Below are 17,211 nucleotides of genomic sequence, written 5' to 3' on the forward strand. Positions count from 1 at the left end.
CATGTACGCAGAAGTTGCAGTTCACACCCCCATGGCACGGCGCCTGGATACTGGTAACGCGCCAGAATCCCCCGATGCTCCCCTGGGGATGACTTTTCACTACTCGATCCCGGCCTCCCTTGCCGGGACACTGGCGCGTGGTCATCTGGTTTGGGTTCCCTTTGGCAAACAGCAACTGCATGGAATCGTCTTCGATCTGGTTGACAACCTGCCCGACGGGGTTGAAAAGCTCAGATCGGTCCTGGATCTGGCCATGCCTGAGCCAGTCTGCACGCCGGCCCAACTGGAGCTGGCGCGCTGGATGAGCAGGGCCTATCTGGCTCCTGTCCTCGACTGCCTGCTGTTGATGTTGCCCCCGGGATTGGCGCAGAAAGCTGAGCCGGTCCTGTTCCTCACCGCCAACGCAATGGCGATCCTGTACGCAGAACCAAGGCAAGCCGAAGCGCATCAGCCACAAGAAACCCTCTTCGATACCGGGCAGTTCTCCATCGCACCCGAGAGCGCCCGCCATTTCCCCGATCTCAAGCCAGCCCAGCAGCAGCTATTGGACCTGCTGTTGGAGCGGGGCCAGATCACCGAGCGGGTCCTCTCCCATCGTCACCCCGACCTGGCCCGTCGCAGCGTCATCAACCCCCTGGTTGATCAAGGATTGCTGGCGCGCCAGCGGCGGATCGTCGAACCGCCACCGCGACCGAAAACCGGCAAGCTGGTAACTCTGATCGCCAACCAGGAGACCATCGACCAGGTGCTGCCCACCCTGGGGCGAAAGTCCAAACAGGCCGACGTCCTGACATGGTTGGCTGGCAGTGCCGACCAATCGCCACCCCTCAAGATCATCTGCCAGGCAGTTGGCTGTTCACCGGCGCCCGTCAAAAGCCTGGAAGAACGGGCATGGGTCCAGATCGAACCGGAGCAACGCACGATCGAGCTGGCAGTCTCCCGGGAAACAGCGCAGGCATCCCTGGAGGGTGAACTCAGCAGAAGCGACAAACAGGCGCACGCATTGCGAGCGCTGTTGGACCACCATGAGGGTGAGAGGGTGGATGAACGCATGTTTCGCCAGAAACATAGCATCAACACCAATACGCTGGCGGCTCTGGAACGGCGCGGAACGATACGACGAATGTCGACGGAGGCGAGGGTGCGCCTGCTGCTGAAACCTTCGAATGTGCCAGATCGGCTGATCGAACTGCGCGGTGGAGAGAAGTACCGACGGGTGATGACCGCTCTGTCCTCCCGGGAGGAACCTGTCTGGATCGGCTGGTTGTACGCCGAGGCAAACGCCGACCTGGCCATGCTACGGGTGCTTGACCAGGCAGGCCTGATCAGTTTGAGTGAACGGGAGATCTGGCGGGACCCCCTGGCTGGCAAGGTATTCGTGGCAGACAAGCCGCCGCCGCTGACCGACGACCAGGCGCAGGTATGGCGTACCATCGAGCGTGCGATACGGGCGCGGGAAGAGAGAGAACCGCAGGAACAGAAGATCGGAGAGGCCACATTGGACGCGCCAGGCGAGCAATTGCCAGGCACTCCGGCATGGACACGCGGCGGTGATGATCGTGCATTTCTGCTACACGGCGTCACAGGCAGCGGCAAAACAGAGATCTATCTGCGGGCCATCGATGCCACCCTGAAAGCAGGCAGGCAGGCGATTATCCTGGTTCCTGAAATCGCCCTCACCCCCCAGACAGTGCGACGTTTCGCCGCTCGCTTTGACGAGAAAGTCACCGTTTACCACAGCGGTCTGTCGGCGGGCGAACGCTACGACGTGTGGCGCCGGTGCCGTAGCCAGTCGGGCGGCCCTGATGTGGTCATCGGCACACGATCCGCTCTCTATCTTCCGATGGCCCATCTTGGTCTGATCGTCCTGGACGAGGAACATGATCCCTCGTTCAAGGAAACGCAGCGGCCCCCTCGTTACCATGCCCGGGATGCGGCCCTGCAACTGGGACGGTTGACAGGTTCCACGGTGATTCTCGGTTCCGCCACCCCATCGCTGGAATCCTACCATGCCGCCCAGCTTGGCGAGCTCACCCTGCTGACCTTGCCCCGACGGATCATGGGCCATGCCCTGGCCATCGCCGAACAACAACAGCGCCTCAAGCTTGACGACACGATTTTTCGGCCGCTGCGAACGATGCAGGGAGTGGCCTGCTACACCGATTTGCCGCCCGTGCAGGTCGTCGACCTGCGGCAAGAGCTGCGGGCCGGCAATCGCTCCATCTTCAGCCGCGCGCTGCAGCAGGCCCTCGATCAGACGCTGCAAGCGGGCCAGCAGGCCATTCTATATCTCAACCGCCGAGGCAGCGCCACCTTTGTGATGTGCCGGGACTGCGGGCATGTACTCACCTGCGACAACTGTGACGTCCCCCTGACCTACCACGAGTCAAAGACCCAATCCACGAGGGCCACCCAGTTGCTTTGCCATCACTGTGGAAAGCGTGAACTCTCCCCGGAACGCTGCCCGTCGTGCGGCAGCCGGCGCATCAGGTATCTGGGCGCCGGCACCAGGCGAATCGCTGAACTGGTAGAAACCCTGTGGCCCCAGGCACGTACCCTGCGCTGGGACCGGGATGTCACCGGCCGCAAGGGCAGCCACGACGCCATTCTCGACAAATTCTCCCAACACGAGGCGGACGTTATGGTCGGCACGCAGATGATTGCCAAGGGCCTGGATCTTCCCCTGGTAACTTTAGTGGGTGTCATCAGCGCCGACGTGGGACTCTATCTACCTGATTTCCGGGCCGCCGAGCGCAGTTTTCAGCTGTTGACCCAGGTGGCCGGACGCGCCGGCAGGAGTCTGCTGGGAGGCCAGGTGATCCTGCAGAGTTACCGGCCTGAGCACTACGTCATCCAGGCAGCCCGGCGGCACGACTATCTGGATTTCGTACGCCAGGAACTGGGCTACCGGCGCGAATTGCATTATCCACCCTTTCGGCGGCTGGCCAAGCTGGTCTATTCGCACAAAAAGCAGGAGCGCGCCCGCAGCGAGGCCGAAGCCCTGGCCCGGGGACTCAGCTTTGCCATCCAGGAGCAAAACCTTGCGGGGATAGACCTGATCGGTCCCGCGCCCTGTTTTTTTGGCCGGGAACGCCAACGCTATCGCTGGCAGATCCTGGTGCGGGCGAGCGACCCGGTCGTTTTTCTGCGAACTGTTTCGATTCCCCAGGGTTGGCGGGTGGATGTGGATCCGGTGAGCGTGCTATAGATGTCACGATGCACCCCTTGCGACCTTCAGAAGACGGTGTTCGGTAATCGGTATTCCGTGATCGGATGGTTGTCACCGCGGTTCTGGATCGGGTTACTGATTACCGGTAATGGATTACCCGGATTGCGCCCTTGCCCCTCTGAACCAATCTACCAATCCACCAATTTACCACCGATCAATTCCCGCATCCTCGCTACACGAACATCCCAGGTGTTGGCCACAGCGATGGCCCGGCGGGTAGCCATTGCCACCGGATCATCCGCTTCTGCCAGGGCTGACTCAACCTGGGCGAGAAAACTGTCCCGATCCCCGACCAGCCGAACCACTGTGGGGAACTGCTCCAGTTCGGGCAACGGGGTGGCCACCACAGGTCTGCCCGCCGCCAGGTACTCGTAGACCTTCAGGGGATTGACATGGCGCGTCTGCTCGTTGATCTTGTAGGGTATCAGGCAGACGTCACAGGCGGCCATGATCGCCGGCACCTGTTCATGAGGTACTGCGCCGGCCAGGTGGACATTGGGCAATGCCTTCAGATCGGCTAATTGACCAGGGTCAAGTCCATAGCTCACCGGGCCCACCAGCGCCAGCGACCAGTCCGGACGGCTCTGTGCCACCTGGGCCAACAGCGACAGGTCCAGCTTGGCGTTGATGCCGCCGACAACGCCCAAGACCGGACGCGGCAGATCGGACCAGGGTGGGGAGAGGTCAGGCGACGCCAGCGCTCGCTGGAAGGCCCGATAGTCCACCGCGTTGGGCAGGTAGTATGTCTGCGGATTGATCGGCCTGCGTTCTTCCACCAGGCTACGCGCAGTGCAAAACACCAGGTCTGCCCTGGCGGTCAGTTGCCGGTCCAGTTCCCGCTGGCGCGCAGCTTGCTCGGCGCTCAGGTTCGGATAGGCACTGTATTCGTCGACAACGTGGTAGATCACCAGCTGCGGGTCGAACTGATCGATCAGCGAGAGCATGCCGGGGCGAAACAACCACAGGATGGGCCGCTTGGTTTTCAGCTGCTGCAGGGTCGATTGCCAGCGCCGGCGGCGCAGAGACTCGGTCAAATTGCCAAGGCCCGGTGCGCCGGTGTGGGCGGCCCAGGGCGACCAGTGGAACTGATACAGGTTGTCCTCGATAGGAGTCAGGGCGGGTTGCCAGAGGTCGGCAGTCTGCCAGTGCCCCTCCTGCCGTTGCCGTCCCAGTGCCCGCAGGTGGAGCTCCGGACCGATGAACACCACCGGTTGGTGGCGCGCCAGGCGGCGGGCGATCTGGGGTTTATCCTGCCAGATCGCGCCAGGCGGATCGGGGGTGAAGAAGAGGATTGGGGGTGTGTTTGGCATGGCAAGAGGTTACCACAGGTTGGGCGAGGGTCCAAGGAGTCTCAAGCGGAGGCATCGGGGAAACGACCCGGGTCTTCTGCGAGCGTGGCGGTGCGCAAGATGGACAGGCGGTACATCTTGCGGGACTTGGGCCGTTTTGGGGCCGCTCCAGGCACCATTGACAGGCACAGGGAGCGGGCCCTTGCTCTATTTGGCGTTGGTACCCGAAGGCACCTCGGCCGGGAACAGGCTGCACCATCTCTCTTTATGGCCTCGGCTGCCGGCAGCCGACAAGGGCTGGCGGACAGCATTTCCGGCGGGCGCAGAGAGGTGTGCGCACACAACTCGCAGGCCGCTATTGTTGTTCATGTTCGTAGGGATGTTCCTGTTCCGCACCGCACAGCGGGCGTTGTGTATCTCATTGTTCCAGGAACCGCCACGAAGCACCCGCAGCGCAGCAACCGTTTCTTCATCAGAGCCATCGGCGGGACGTACTTCGAAGGGATATGGCTCATAGGCACTGCGAGTCCATTCCCATACGTTGCCCACCAGGTCGTGGCAGCCGTAAGGGTTGAGGCCTGCCTGGAACATCCCGGCGGGACTGAGCCAGCCCACGCACTCCTGGCCTTCCCGGGTGTTGCAATAGGCGGGATCCCACTGGTCGCCCCAGGGCCATTGGCGGGCAGGCAGCGGATTGGCCACCGGTTTTCCAGTGTCGCCGGGAATTGGTTGGGGCCGTTGTAATCAGGATTGGCCCAATAGGGCCGGTCAAGGGTGTTCTTTGACAGGCGAGCCAGGTAGGGACGCACACCCCTCTCCAGGAAGGCCTCATAGGTGTCCCACTCTCCATAACCGCCTCTCTGCCTTTCGGTTTCGTAGTTACTCTGCCAAGCCCGGTCCAGGTCCTCGTTGGAACGAGGACCATCGAGCCAACCCAGGCCGGCCTCGGGCCAGCAATGGCGCCAGCGTTCGGTATAGCCGTCGGCGGGGATCCATTATCGTGGCGTTGAGACAGGCTCTCTTCTTGACCACATCGATGGACTCCCGCCGCAGCCGCGGGAGTGACGGAGCTGCGCGACGCGTTGCGCAATCGCTGGTTGATGGACCCCCGCCTCCGCAGGCCCCTCCGGGGTACAAGCAGGGATGACGGAATTCATCATTCCCGCTTCAGTACAAAGCAGGTGATGTCGTCGAACTGCTCGGTGTCACCGGCGAAATCGTACAATGCCCCGGTGATGGCCTGCAGCACTTCCTGTGCACTGCCGGCGGCGGACGCCCCAACCACCGCCTCCAGCCGCTCCTGGCCAAAGAATTCCCCGTCAGCACTCAAGGCCTCGGTTACACCGTCGGTGTAGAAGACCACCACGTCGCCCGATGCCAGGTCGACGCGCCGCTCCTCCAGCGAAATGTCCTCGAAGACGCCAAGCACGATGCCCTTGCCACGCAACTCGACCATATCCCCCTGCGTTGCCCGGTACCAGAGAGGCGGGTTATGGCCTGCGTTGACATACTGCATCCGCCCCTTGGCCAGATCCAACACACCGTAGAAGGCGCTCAAAAACAGGTCACTCTCGCTATCCTCTAGAATCAAATCGTTGGCCCGCAACAGGGCCGCCTCGGGGCCACGTCCGCTCAACGCCGTAGACCGCAGAATGGTACGGCTGAGCGCCATGAACAGGGCTGCCGGCACTCCCTTGTCCGCCACGTCGGCAATGAGCATACCAAGGCGCGCTGGCTTGCCTGGCAGATCATAGAAATCGTAGAAGTCCCCTCCGACGATGCGCGCCGCCTGGTAGAAATCGGCAAAGGACCACCCGGGAACGAAAGGCACCCGCTTGGGCAACATGCTGCGCTGAATCTGCCGGGCAACTGCCAGTTCCTCCTCCAAACGCTGGCGGGCCAGCTCCTCCTGGTGCAAACGGGCATTGTCGATGGCGACCGCCGCCTGTGCAGCAAAGGCCGTCAGGACTCCCTCGACGCTCTCCTTTCCCACAGGCGGCGAAGCGGTGTAGGTGTAGAGATTGATCGTGCCCAGGACCCGGTCGTGGCTGATCAAAGGCACCACGACCATGTCCTGCAACCCCAAAGCCGCCTCCGGGTCCGGGTTGGCGCCATCTGCCATCGAGGCCGAATCATGGTGCGCCTGAGGCCGGCGGGTGACCACCGCCTGCCCGGTAACACTGTTGTGTCCCAGCTGCTGCTCCAGGTAGGTCCTGTCGGTCAGGCTGCTCTGAAGCACGGTCAATTGCTCTGTTTCGGGATCGTAGCCCCACACGGTGGTCTCGGTGTGGGGGAAAAGGGCCTGGACATCGGTCAGGATACGGCTCAACACGGCATCGAGGTCGAGGGTGGAGCTGACGGCCAGGCTGCTGCTGCGCAGCTTTTCCAACTCGTCCACGCGACGGGCCAGAGCCTCGTCGGTGCGCTGCAACAACTGCATGTTGTGAACCGCTATCGCCACCTGGTCGGCAAAGGCGCTGAGGGTGCGTCGCCCCTCCTGGTTGAGGGCAGTCTTGAACACCTTGGAGTAGCCCACCTCCAGCGTGCCCAATTGCTGCCCGCCGGCCTGCAGCGGTAAAAAAACCCGCATGTGATCATGCAGGCCGAAGCGCCCCACAATGGCCGAATCGAGACGCCGGTCAGTACCGCGCATGATGATCAACCGTTGGTCCCTGAGACTGCTGACCGCCGGGTGGTCGCTGGTTCTCGCGAAGCAAGCCATCTCCTGCCAATCCCTGCTCCAAAGCCGGCCCACGCCTGCCACCATCTCAAGCCCCAGGTTCCCGGGATCCAGGGCGTAAAGGGTGGCGAACTCACATCCCAGGGCCTCGGAAACCGCTTCCAGCACCAGGTTCAGGGTCGGTTCAACGGTGCCGGCGCTCAGCACGGCCTGGCCGATCTGCCGGTAGGCCGCGCGTACGGTAACGTTCTGAAGAGCAACCGATGCGTGAGTCGTGAAGCGCAACAGCTCCGGCAGGTCTGCCGGCGCCTGGTGGAGATCGCGATTCTCCACAAAACGGTCCACGGTCACGAGACCTATCGGCCTTTCCTGAGCCATCAACGCCACCACGAGCCGGGCCTCGTCCCTGCTGCCTCGCAGCGCGTAGTTGCCATATTGGACCATTCTGGCCTCCACGCCATCGCGGTCGTGCAAGTCGATGGTAACCGGGGCCTCATCCCCGGTGAGCGGCGGGTAGACCCGTTCAAGCACACCATGGGAGGCCTTGACCCGGTAGATGTCGACCTGGTCCAGAGAAAATCCCGCTTGCAATCCCCGCGCCAACATGGCAAAGCCCTGCGCCAAGGTATCGGTGGCATAGATCGACTGCACGATTGCCTCGAGCAACTGGGGACGTGCGCCGTGCCCTCGTACCGGCTGTGCCTCCTGCAACAGTTCCCGCTTGGCAAGGGGACGTCCGTCAGGTCGCAGCCCCAAAGATGCCGGCGTGGATGCCAGGCTGCTCCCCGTGAGTGCCGTCAAGGTCCGGGGCAAGTCGGGCAGATGCGCGGCCATTCGGGGCGTTAAATAATCGATCGCCTCATCCCATCGCCCGGCAATGCGCAAAATGTGTCCTACCCGGTCAGCCGTAAAATGGCTCGCCAGGGCTTCCCGATAAACCCTGTTTTTTATGGCATAGTGCCCATCGCTCAGGAGGATGGCGCCGGAGAGCCGAAGCCGGTCTGTGCCCGTTCGCGACACCATCTGGCGGGAGCGGGAGCGAGGCAATGGTCCGTTATCCAGGATATCAAGTACATCAAGCAAGGTATCGGGGTCTTCTTCGATCAGCCGAATGGCCTCACGAATGGGTGTTTGACTGTCCCGAACCTGCCACAAACGCCGTACTGAACGATCCACCACAGATCGTGTCACCTTTGGCACCCGATGGGACTGCACGGCATCGGCGCTCCAGGCACAGAGCATGGGTAATAAATAGCGATCTCCCCCCACCAATTCGACGATACGGTCCAGGGCGGCGGGCGAAACCTGGCAATGGTGGGCACTCAAGGTAGCCTCCGCCAGAGCTCTACTCTGCACGCGATCGATCTCCGCCGCAACCACTGGCTTGGCAATATTGAAGGGGGAGGTAGGGCCCGAGGAAAGGCCTACCAGATTCATGCTGCCGCTCACCACGGCTACCAAACGGGTAGGCGCGTCTTCTGAACGCTCCATGTAGGTTGCACGCAACGCCAACAATAAGCTGTGAACCAGATCGTGGGGAAGGGCTTGAAGATGATCGATCATCAAAGCCAGGTGGCGGTCCTGACGATTCAGACAGCCTTCAAGGAAGTTCTGAAACGCCCTGGCATTGTCGATGCGGCCGGTTGGCGGATCGACAGCGATCCCCAGGCCCTGCGAGATCAACTCACCAACGCTGGTGAAAAAGGTCGCTTCGTCGTTGGAGCGGGTTCGCCAGAGGTTGACGTACAGCGCCCGGAAATAAGCGAGGTTCTCCAATTCGCCGATGATATCAGCCAGAAGAGCCGTCTTCTGGCTGAGAGGAGGGCCAACCAGGGCAACACATTCCAGAGCCAGCAAATGCCGGACCACCGCCTGGACGCGGGTCTCGTCGCGGATGCGCAGCAGTCTTTCCGGCGCATCGCCGTCATAGCGGACAATGCGCCAGCTTGGGCTATCAACAGGCATGGCTACCAGATTCCCTCTTGAACAACCTTGCGATAGAGATAATCCACATCATAGTTCTCGGTCAACATCCGCGCAAAGACCGGCGTGGTGAAGCGGTACTGGCGGCCTCGGGCCGTCAAGCTGCCGGCCAGCTCCAGATTGCGACAGGCCTGGTCCAGATCTGACAGGGGTGCCTCCAGCCCCCGATCTTCCAGTACCCGATCTATTGCGTCAATGCCAAAGGCCTGATTGGCGCCATACTCGGCGAGCACCGCAAAGACAATGGCCTTTTCAAGGTGGGTCGTATTGTCCATGAAGGTACTCAAGACAAAGGCTCGAAAATCCTCGTTGTCATAGACGTCAAAGAGGCTGTCCGGCGCCACCTGGCGCGTGCCCTGTCGATCCAATTGATCCACCAGGATGCTGCAATAGAATTGAATCAAATTGGGCTGGCCGGCAGTTTCAGCGTAGATCCGGTTGACCACGTCATTACGCCCTTCGAAGCTGACTCTCAGTTTTTCCAGGGGACCGACGACCATGCTGGCCGTTTGTTCCTTGCTGAACTCTTTCAGGCGAACAGGTCGGGCGAAGTTATACAGCGGCGAGTCCAGATCACTGAAGGCGCGAGACACCTCCCGAAATCCGCCCACGATATAGCGGGAATGTCCCATGTTGCTGGAAGCGCGAAGAGCATTTAGAAGAGATTGGTCGTTGCGATGCCAGGCCAGAAGCTGGTCGAACTCGTCGAGGAAAAAAACCAGCGTTCCTCCAAAGCGCCTGGACATGCGGTGCAAAAAATCGGGGAAATAGATGGGAAACTGTTTGTGCGACAGGCGAGTCATTTCCTGGGGACGCAGATGCCGCACGACCTCTCGAATGAAATCGCCCGACGATGTGATTGCGCTGCAGTCCATGAAGATGATTCGCCGGTGGGCATCCTCATCGCCGACTTCCAGAGCCTGGTCCTTGAGTTGACGCTCGACCTCCCGCATCAGCGAGGTTTTGCCAATGCGCCTGATCCCCATGATGGCGAAATTGGTCTTGCTGCCCTGGAGAATACGCCGCACCTCGAATTCACGCCCAAAAAAGCGCGATCCAGTTACCGGCCGGCTGGTTTCATAGGGCACCAACAGCGACAGTTCGAGCTGTGCGCTCAACCTGTCCAACAGTTCCCCTGTAGGCCGGCGAGACTGTTGGACGGCCCGCTGAGCCTCCTGATCGATGATCAGAATCGGCAGGAAGGATGTTTTGAGCTGAGGCCGCAGATCATCCCCCGGGCCATCGACCAGCACGATAGGATTGCGGTCGGCCAGATTAGCAGTCCTGACGACATCGGTCAGGCTTTGGGCCAACTGCCGGGAGTCCAGGCTCTCCAGGTCGCTCTCCCGGACATGGATGATGGGTGTACGATCTGAAAACCGCAGTTTCCACTGGGAAAGGTCGACAAAGAAAACGGGGAAACCGAGGATTTCCCTGTAGAGCCTTACCTCGTGCCCCAGCGTTGCTTCCAGGAACTGCAGGAAGTCGGGCATTGCCTTTTGCCAGGTCCGTCTCGTACTTCCCATCGGCTGTCTCTTTCTCTATCCTGGAATCAAGGCCTGAACAGGCTGAATTTTCGACAAATCGTTTGCTTCCGATGACCTGGTACTCGTACCATATCTTTCTCCATCAGTAACTACTCAGACATGAGGTGCAACGCACTTGCTCATATGGGATCCAAAGGTATCATTGGATCGGATTTTTGTTCAAATCGGCCTGGTTATGTGGGCCAAGTGCGTCGCACCTGAGAAGTTACCTCCATCAATTCCTTATTTGTGGATAACAGCTTACCAGAGGCCCCCTGTTTTGCCAAGTTATTCCAGAGATTCTATGGCCTCGGCAACGATCTCTTCAATCTGTTCGACCCGATCATCCCAGGTGTTGGCGGCAGCGATTTGCCGGCGGGCCGCGATCAGGTCCGGATCGTCGACAGTGGCCAGGGCACGATCAATCGCGTCGATCCAGGACTGGCCGTTGGCCGCTGCAATCAGTACAACATCACCATGTTCCTCCGCCGCGGGAACGGCAGCGCTGACGACTGGGCGGCCTGCGGCCAGGTACTCGTACAGCTTCAGCGAACTGATGGCCCGCGTTTCGTCGTTGACCCGGTATGGAATCAGGCAGACGTCACATGCCGCGATGAAACGGGGTACTTTTTCCACCGGCAATTGACCCAGAAAGTGCACGTTTGGCAATGCTTTGAGAGCAGCGAGCGCTTCAGTGCAGTCGGAATCCCACTGGCTGCCGGCGAAGACCAACTGCCATTCCGGCCGGGCCAGCCCAACCTGGCGCAGCAGGGAGAGATCGAGCCGGCTGCTCACATGTCCACTGTAACCTAAACGGGGATATGGTATCCCTTGCATGCCTGCTGGCGGCCGGGAGTCAGTAAGTACTCGCTGAAAGGCCGGATAATCGACAGCGTTGGGCACCAACTCGATTCGTTTGGCTTCAGCGCTCTTCAACAGCATCAGGCGGGCAGAGGTCACGATAGTCAGATCGGCTGCTGCCAACAGCTCTCTTTCGGCCGCTGCGGTGGCTTCCCGCTGGGCTGGCGTGAGATGCCCAAAGGCGGTGTAGTCATCGGTCACGTGATAGACCAGCAGGCTATGAGGAAAGTTGGCCCGTGCCCAGCGCCACTTGACCGGCCGGTAGAGCCAGAGCAGGGGCAGGATCTGCTCTGGCATCTGCGATTTTCCACCCGCAACTGGCGCCGTGCTATCCTCCTCGCTGCCCCCCTGGCCGGCAAAGCCCAGTTGTGCCATAGTGCGCCGCAGGTGCCATGCCAGCACGCTGTCACTGGCGCTATCGAAACGCCCCCCGGTGCCGCGAATGGGAAGCCAAACCGGACTGCGCCAGAGTTGCAGGTTCGGCCCCTCTTGAATCACGATTGGCCTGCGCACATCTCCTGCGCCAATAAGCCCCTGCCGCCAATCGCGCAGGCTCGCGCGGGCGGGCTCCACGTAGAGAACCCGATGGCGTTCTGCCAGACGGCTGAAGATCTGCTGTCGATTACGCCACAGGTCCTGCCACGGGTTGGGGGCGAAGACCAGGAAATCCAGGGATGCTTGCATGAGAGGTGGTTCGACAGTTCCCTACGTCCTTTGAGATGGACTCTACAGAATCTGCCGGTAGAGAGCCATGAATTGCTGGCCGATGGAGGGCCAGGCAAACTGGCTGGCCCATTCAAGGATTGCCGGCTCATTCTGGCTCCAGTCAGTGGCATGAGCCCTCACGAGGGCCTGTGCCAGGGCGCTGGGCTCTTCAGGGTCGTATAACATCCCGAGAAAAGGATTGTCTCCCACCAATTCCACGAACCCGGGCAGCGCCGGGGCAAGAATGGGTCTTGCAAAGCTAAACGCCAGCATAGCAGCACCGCTGGTGGTGACCTCGCGGTATGGCAACACCACGATATCGGATGCGTTCATCCACTGCTGGATCTCATCAGGGGGCACGAACGAGGGGTGCCAGAGAACGCGATCGTCCGCCCGTGCAGAATCTGCAAGACCTGCTGCGTATCCCCGGGGACGGGACTGTCCGGCAATGAGCAATCGGGCATCGGGTTCCTGAAGTCCGGCGAAGGCAGGCAACAGTTCCTCCACCCCCTTGTAGGGCCGGATCAACCCCAGGAACAGGAAGTTGAAGCCTTCCCCGGGAAGATCGAGCCTGCGCTGGGCCTCCCCTCGGCTGACGAGATTGGGGTAAACACCGATGTAGTTACCATGGGGGATGACAGCCAGACTGGGCAGTTCAGCATTGCCCAATCTATCCTGCAGTTCGATGACCATAGCGTGGCTATGAACGTGGATGGCATCGGCCAGATCAAGGAGCCGTCGCAGCCCCTGCAATTCGACGTCGGTTGCCTCTCCCTCATGCTGGACTATGTTGTGCAGCGTGTAGACCAGGTGCCCGCCGCCCGCCTTGTACCCGGCCAGCCAGTCCAGGAATTCATTCAGCAGAACCTGGCGACGACGGGCAAATGCGTCCGGGCTATTCAGCTGTGGCTCAAGCCAGCGGCGCAAGAGTCGACCCGGCGCACCGAGGCGAGTCAAGCCGGCCATGCTGCGGTAGTCGGGCCGGCGCCAGAGTTCAAGCCAGTGCAGGTGAATCACGTCGGCGTCAAGGGCGTCCTCTGGAACCCCCTGGTCAGCCGCACCAGTGGCCAGGGTCACTTGTGCCCCTGATACAACGATTGCATCAGCCAGGAGCCCGACGTAGGGATTGGCCTCGGGTGGATTGGCGGAAAGAAGGGTGATCTTCATTGGTGGGAAAAGGGATCAGGGTGAGGGGGGATCGAGCAAGCGGTCTCCGGGCGCCTGCCCGCCGCCCTGACCTGCGCCCACCAGCGGCACGAAGCGCACAGGGGCCATGTTTTCGGCGTCCAGCTCGTCGCCGTTGCGAACGATCTGCCACAGGCTCTGAAAGCCTCCCTGAGGGCCGACGGGAACGATCAACCTGCCACCATCCTTGAGTTGTTGCACCAGAGGCTGGGGGACATGATCGGGCGCCGCAGTCACGATAATCGCGTCAAAGGGTGCCTCTTCCGGCCAGCCATAGTAGCCGTCGCCCTGGCGTGTATGCACCTGGTCATAGCCCAGTTCATCAAGAAGGTTTGTCGATCTCTCGTACAACTCCGGGACGATTTCGATGGTATACACCTCATCCACCAACTCGGCCAGGACCGCCGCCTGGTATCCGGAGCCGGTCCCGATTTCGAGCACTTTTTCCTGCGGATCCAGTTGCAGCATTTCGGTCATCAACGCAACGATATAGGGTTGGCTGATGGTTTGCCCATACCCGATGGGAAGCGGGTGATCGTCGTAGGCAAGCTTGATATGCTCGGGCAAAACAAAGCGGTCCCGGGGTATCGTCTCCATGGCCCGCAGCACGTCGGGATCACTGACGCCACGGCTACGGATGGTGTCCTCGACCATTGCCAGACGGTTAGGGACAAGAAGCGCAGCGATCTCTTCGGCGAGGGCTGGATTGAGCTGCGATTCTGGCGGAGTCTGGGTAGGAACCGGAGACGGAGTCGCTGTTGGTTTAGGCTCGCGACGCAGAAACGACAGGGGAGAGGAACATCCAGCCACCAGAACGACTAGCAGCAAGAGCCAGCTCCATTGTGGAAAAGCCCGATAAGGGAAACGTTTCATTGACCTTTCATCGCTCCTTTTTGATTCTTTCCCTCGCCTCGAATAGCGATGGAATCGTCACCAGGTTTCTGTGGCTGTTCCGGCGCTTCCGGCTCATCCCCAGGCAATTCAGGCTCGCCGGGAGGTTCGGGATCGCGATCCTGTTCCTGGTCGTCAGCCTCCTCCTCTTCGACAGCTTCCTGCGCTTTATGAGGAGAGCGCGCACCGAAACCCTCAAGGCGCAAGGCCAGGTCCAGTAACCCATCGTCTACCAGGCGGTTGACCGACCCCTCGGGAAAATGGCCCTCTTTATCCCGTTCGCCGGCATCAACGCCTGTCAAGATGGATATGCCCTCATCAACAGTAGACACTGGAAAGAGGTGAAACTTGCCGTCGGCCACGGCTTGAACCACATCATCCCGAAGCATGAGATTGGGCACATTGGCCACGGGAATGAGGACTCCCTGCTCTCCAGTGAGTCCTTTGGCCACGCAGATATCAAAGAAACCCTCGATCTTGGCCATGACTCCGCCGATGGCCTGGACCTCGCCATGCTGGTTCATCGAGCCGGTTACCGCTATTCCCTGCTTGACGGGCAAACGGGCCAGGGCGGACAACAGCGCATATATCTCGGTTGTGCTGGCACTGTCGCCGTCGACACCGTCATAGCTTTGCTCGAAGGTGAGGGTAGCAGACAGGCTCAAGGGTTTGTCCTGGGCGTATTTGCCTCCCAGGAAACCACTGAGAATCAACATACCCTTGTCGTGAATGCGTCCGCTCAGTTTCGCCTCCCGCTCGATGTTGATGACACCGCCCCGGCCCAGGAAGGTCTTGGCGGTGATTCGGGTTGGCTTGCCGAAACTGTAGTCGCCAAGCGACAGCACGGCCAGCCCGTTTACCTGGCCCACCCGCTCACCACTCACATCCACCATAACCGTATTGTCGACAATCGCTTCCCGAACCCGCTCCTCAACCAGGCTGGATCGATAGCGCCGTTCCTCGATGGCCCTGCGCACGTCATCACCGATCACGACATCATGACCACTCTGGCTCGCCCAGTAGGCGGCCTCCCGCACGATATCGGCGACATGGGCGAAGCGGGTAGTCATCTTGCGTTGGTCTTCCACCAGGCGGCCGCTATGCTCGATCACCTCGGCCACAGCGCTGAGGTCAAAGGAGGGCAACTGCTCTTCAGCACAGCGTGTTCGAATGAAGCGGGCAACCTTGACCATGTTGTCGAAATCCCAGTCCATCTGCGTGGCGAAATCGGCCCGGACTTTGAACAGTTTTTGAAACTCGTCATCGTCGTCGTAGAGCATGTAGTAAGTCCGGGGGTCGCCGATCAACACCACTTTGACATCAAGGGGAATCGACTCCGGAACCAGGCCTGCGGTTGCGACAACACCAAGCTGCTGGCGCAACTCCTCGATCTTGACCTCCTGATGGCGCAAGCAGCGTTTGAGCGCTTCGTAGGCCAGCGGGTGCCATAGCAAGTCCCCGACATCGACCACCAGGTAACCGCCGTTGGCCTGCAACAGGGCGCCACCCTTGATCTGGCTGTAATCGGTTACCAGGGCGCCAAACTGGGCTTGATGTTCAATCCGCCCGATCAAATTATAGTAGGTCGGATTGGTCTCTACCACCACGGGCGCGCCTGTTTCCCCTTGGTGATCGACGATCACATTGATACGGTAGTGGTCGAAAGGCGACTCAGGGGAACCGAAGAGCAACGCGGCCGGAGGTACATTCCCTTGCTCATCGCCGGCAGCCGGTAGGGCCTTGTAGCGGTCCACATGCTCGACGATGTGCTCCCGAACCTGTTGGAGGTATTCGACGATCTCCCGCCGGTCACCGTATTCCTCTTGAAAGTCTTGAAACGCGGGGGCGACGGTCGCATCTGCGATCTCCCTGTCCAGATTCTGGAGCCGGCTGGCCACCTCATCGTTGATCTCTTTGATCTCCCGCAGGGTTTTTTCCATCTCTTTCTGCAGAATTGGTTCCTGAGCCTTTAGTTCCTTGCGATGCTGCTCAGGCAATTCCGCAAACTGCTCGCCGGTCGCCGCTTTGCCCTCGATCAGGGGCGCAAAAAGCAGCCCCATCGGCGTCTGGACAATCGTGAATCCCCGCTTTCGCGAAAATTCTTCCATTTGCTGGATGAGGCTCTGCCGGTTTTCCTCGAGCTTCTCTACCAGGTCCTGGCGATGCTGTTCGTAGTTCTCGCTCTCAAAGGCGGTGGGCAAAGCCTGCTCCAGGTCGTTCAGCAGCTTATCAAAAGAGTCCCGGAGTTGGCATCCTGCCCCTGGCGGCAATCGAATTGCCAGCGGTTCATCGGGACGGGCGAAGTTATTGATGTATCCCCAGTCATCGGGAACGGGTCGCGTGGCCGCTTTGCGTTCCAGGTAGCGGGTGATGGTAGTCATCTTTCCGGCGCCGGCCGGCCCCAGTGCGTAGATGTTGTAGCCGAACGAAGGGATGTCCAACCCAAACTCTATAGCCCGGGTGGCCCGTTCCTGGCCGATGATTTCCGTCAGTTCCTCCAGCTCTGCGGTGGACTGGAAAGCCATCTCGTCGGGAGCGCAGGTTCGTCGCAATTTTTCGGCTGTCAGCTCGCGGGGCGTATCAGACATCGTCGTCACCTCGGACGGCAGGAAGGAAAAGCGGGTGAGAAAACAAGTAGGTAAGTAAACAAGTAGATAAGTAGATAAGTAGATAAGTAGATAAGTAAACAAGTAGATAAGTAGATAAGTAGACAAGTTAGCTGTCCTTGGTCCTTGTCTACCTGGTCCTTGTTTCCTTGTCTACCTGGTCCTTGTTTCCTTGTCTACCTGGTCCTTGTTTCCTTGTCTACCTGGTCCTTGGCCCTTGTCTACCTGGTCCTTGTTTCCTTGTCTACCTGGTCCT

General features: G+C 60.3%; 9 protein-coding genes. 1 reads left to right on the forward strand and 8 read right to left on the reverse strand.

The annotated features are described in order from the left end of the window. Nucleotide 1 precedes the first annotated feature (1 nt). Nucleotides 2-3,208, forward strand: a complete 3,207-nt coding sequence (priA, locus tag U9R25_15255; protein MEA3337257.1) for a primosomal protein N' — start codon at nucleotides 2-4, stop codon at nucleotides 3,206-3,208. Between the two features lie 149 nt (nucleotides 3,209-3,357). On the opposite strand, the gene U9R25_15260 is transcribed toward priA, so the two are convergent. The 8 genes from U9R25_15260 to U9R25_15295 form a co-directional block, all read right to left on the reverse strand. Continuing rightward, the gene (locus U9R25_15260; protein MEA3337258.1) at nucleotides 3,358-4,539 is read right to left on the reverse strand and encodes a glycosyltransferase; all 1,182 of its coding nucleotides are present in this window, start codon (nucleotides 4,537-4,539) and stop codon (nucleotides 3,358-3,360) included. A gap of 186 nt (nucleotides 4,540-4,725) precedes the next feature. Next, the gene (locus tag U9R25_15265; GenBank protein MEA3337259.1) at nucleotides 4,726-5,220 is read right to left on the reverse strand and encodes an SUMF1/EgtB/PvdO family nonheme iron enzyme; all 495 of its coding nucleotides are present in this window, start codon (nucleotides 5,218-5,220) and stop codon (nucleotides 4,726-4,728) included. A 454-nt stretch (nucleotides 5,221-5,674) separates the two neighbouring features. Then, complete coding sequence (locus tag U9R25_15270) at nucleotides 5,675-9,163, reverse strand: SpoIIE family protein phosphatase (protein ID MEA3337260.1); 3,489 nt, start codon at nucleotides 9,161-9,163, stop codon at nucleotides 5,675-5,677. A 2-nt stretch (nucleotides 9,164-9,165) separates the two neighbouring features. After that, nucleotides 9,166-10,707 (reverse strand): AAA family ATPase, encoded by a 1,542-nt coding sequence (locus U9R25_15275; protein MEA3337261.1) that lies wholly within the window; start codon nucleotides 10,705-10,707, stop codon nucleotides 9,166-9,168. 288 nt (nucleotides 10,708-10,995) lie between these two features. Next, a complete protein-coding gene (locus U9R25_15280) occupies nucleotides 10,996-12,252 on the reverse strand; it encodes a glycosyltransferase (GenBank protein MEA3337262.1) in 1,257 nt (418 codons plus the stop codon). A gap of 42 nt (nucleotides 12,253-12,294) precedes the next feature. Further along, a complete protein-coding gene (locus tag U9R25_15285) occupies nucleotides 12,295-13,440 on the reverse strand; it encodes a glycosyltransferase (GenBank protein MEA3337263.1) in 1,146 nt (381 codons plus the stop codon). A gap of 15 nt (nucleotides 13,441-13,455) precedes the next feature. Then, nucleotides 13,456-14,331 carry a protein-L-isoaspartate(D-aspartate) O-methyltransferase gene (locus U9R25_15290; protein MEA3337264.1) on the reverse strand — a complete coding sequence of 292 codons (876 nt, stop codon included), beginning with the start codon at nucleotides 14,329-14,331 and terminating at the stop codon, nucleotides 13,456-13,458. Beyond that, nucleotides 14,328-16,937, reverse strand: coding sequence for an ATP-binding protein (locus U9R25_15295; protein MEA3337265.1), 2,610 nt, complete (start codon nucleotides 16,935-16,937; stop codon nucleotides 14,328-14,330). The genes U9R25_15290 and U9R25_15295 overlap by 4 nt, the downstream gene beginning before the upstream one ends. Nucleotides 16,938-17,211 lie beyond the last annotated feature (274 nt).

The sequence above is a fragment of the Chloroflexota bacterium genome (assembly GCA_034717495.1).
In the GTDB taxonomy this organism is placed as follows: domain Bacteria; phylum Chloroflexota; class Anaerolineae; order JAAEKA01; family JAAEKA01; genus JAYELL01.

Excerpts from the sequence above, each read along its gene's own strand:
- priA (MEA3337257.1), top strand. The coding sequence starts at position 2 with ATGTACGCAGAAGTTGCAGTTCACACCCCCATGGCACGGCGCCTGGAT.
- U9R25_15260 (MEA3337258.1), bottom strand. The coding sequence starts at position 4,539 with ATGCCAAACACACCCCCAATCCTCTTCTTCACCCCCGATCCGCCTGGC.
- U9R25_15270 (MEA3337260.1), bottom strand. The coding sequence starts at position 9,163 with ATGCCTGTTGATAGCCCAAGCTGGCGCATTGTCCGCTATGACGGCGAT.
- U9R25_15275 (MEA3337261.1), bottom strand. The coding sequence starts at position 10,707 with ATGGGAAGTACGAGACGGACCTGGCAAAAGGCAATGCCCGACTTCCTG.
- U9R25_15280 (MEA3337262.1), bottom strand. The coding sequence starts at position 12,252 with ATGCAAGCATCCCTGGATTTCCTGGTCTTCGCCCCCAACCCGTGGCAG.
- U9R25_15285 (MEA3337263.1), bottom strand. The coding sequence starts at position 13,440 with ATGAAGATCACCCTTCTTTCCGCCAATCCACCCGAGGCCAATCCCTAC.
- U9R25_15290 (MEA3337264.1), bottom strand. The coding sequence starts at position 14,331 with ATGAAACGTTTCCCTTATCGGGCTTTTCCACAATGGAGCTGGCTCTTG.
- U9R25_15295 (MEA3337265.1), bottom strand. The coding sequence starts at position 16,937 with ATGTCTGATACGCCCCGCGAGCTGACAGCCGAAAAATTGCGACGAACC.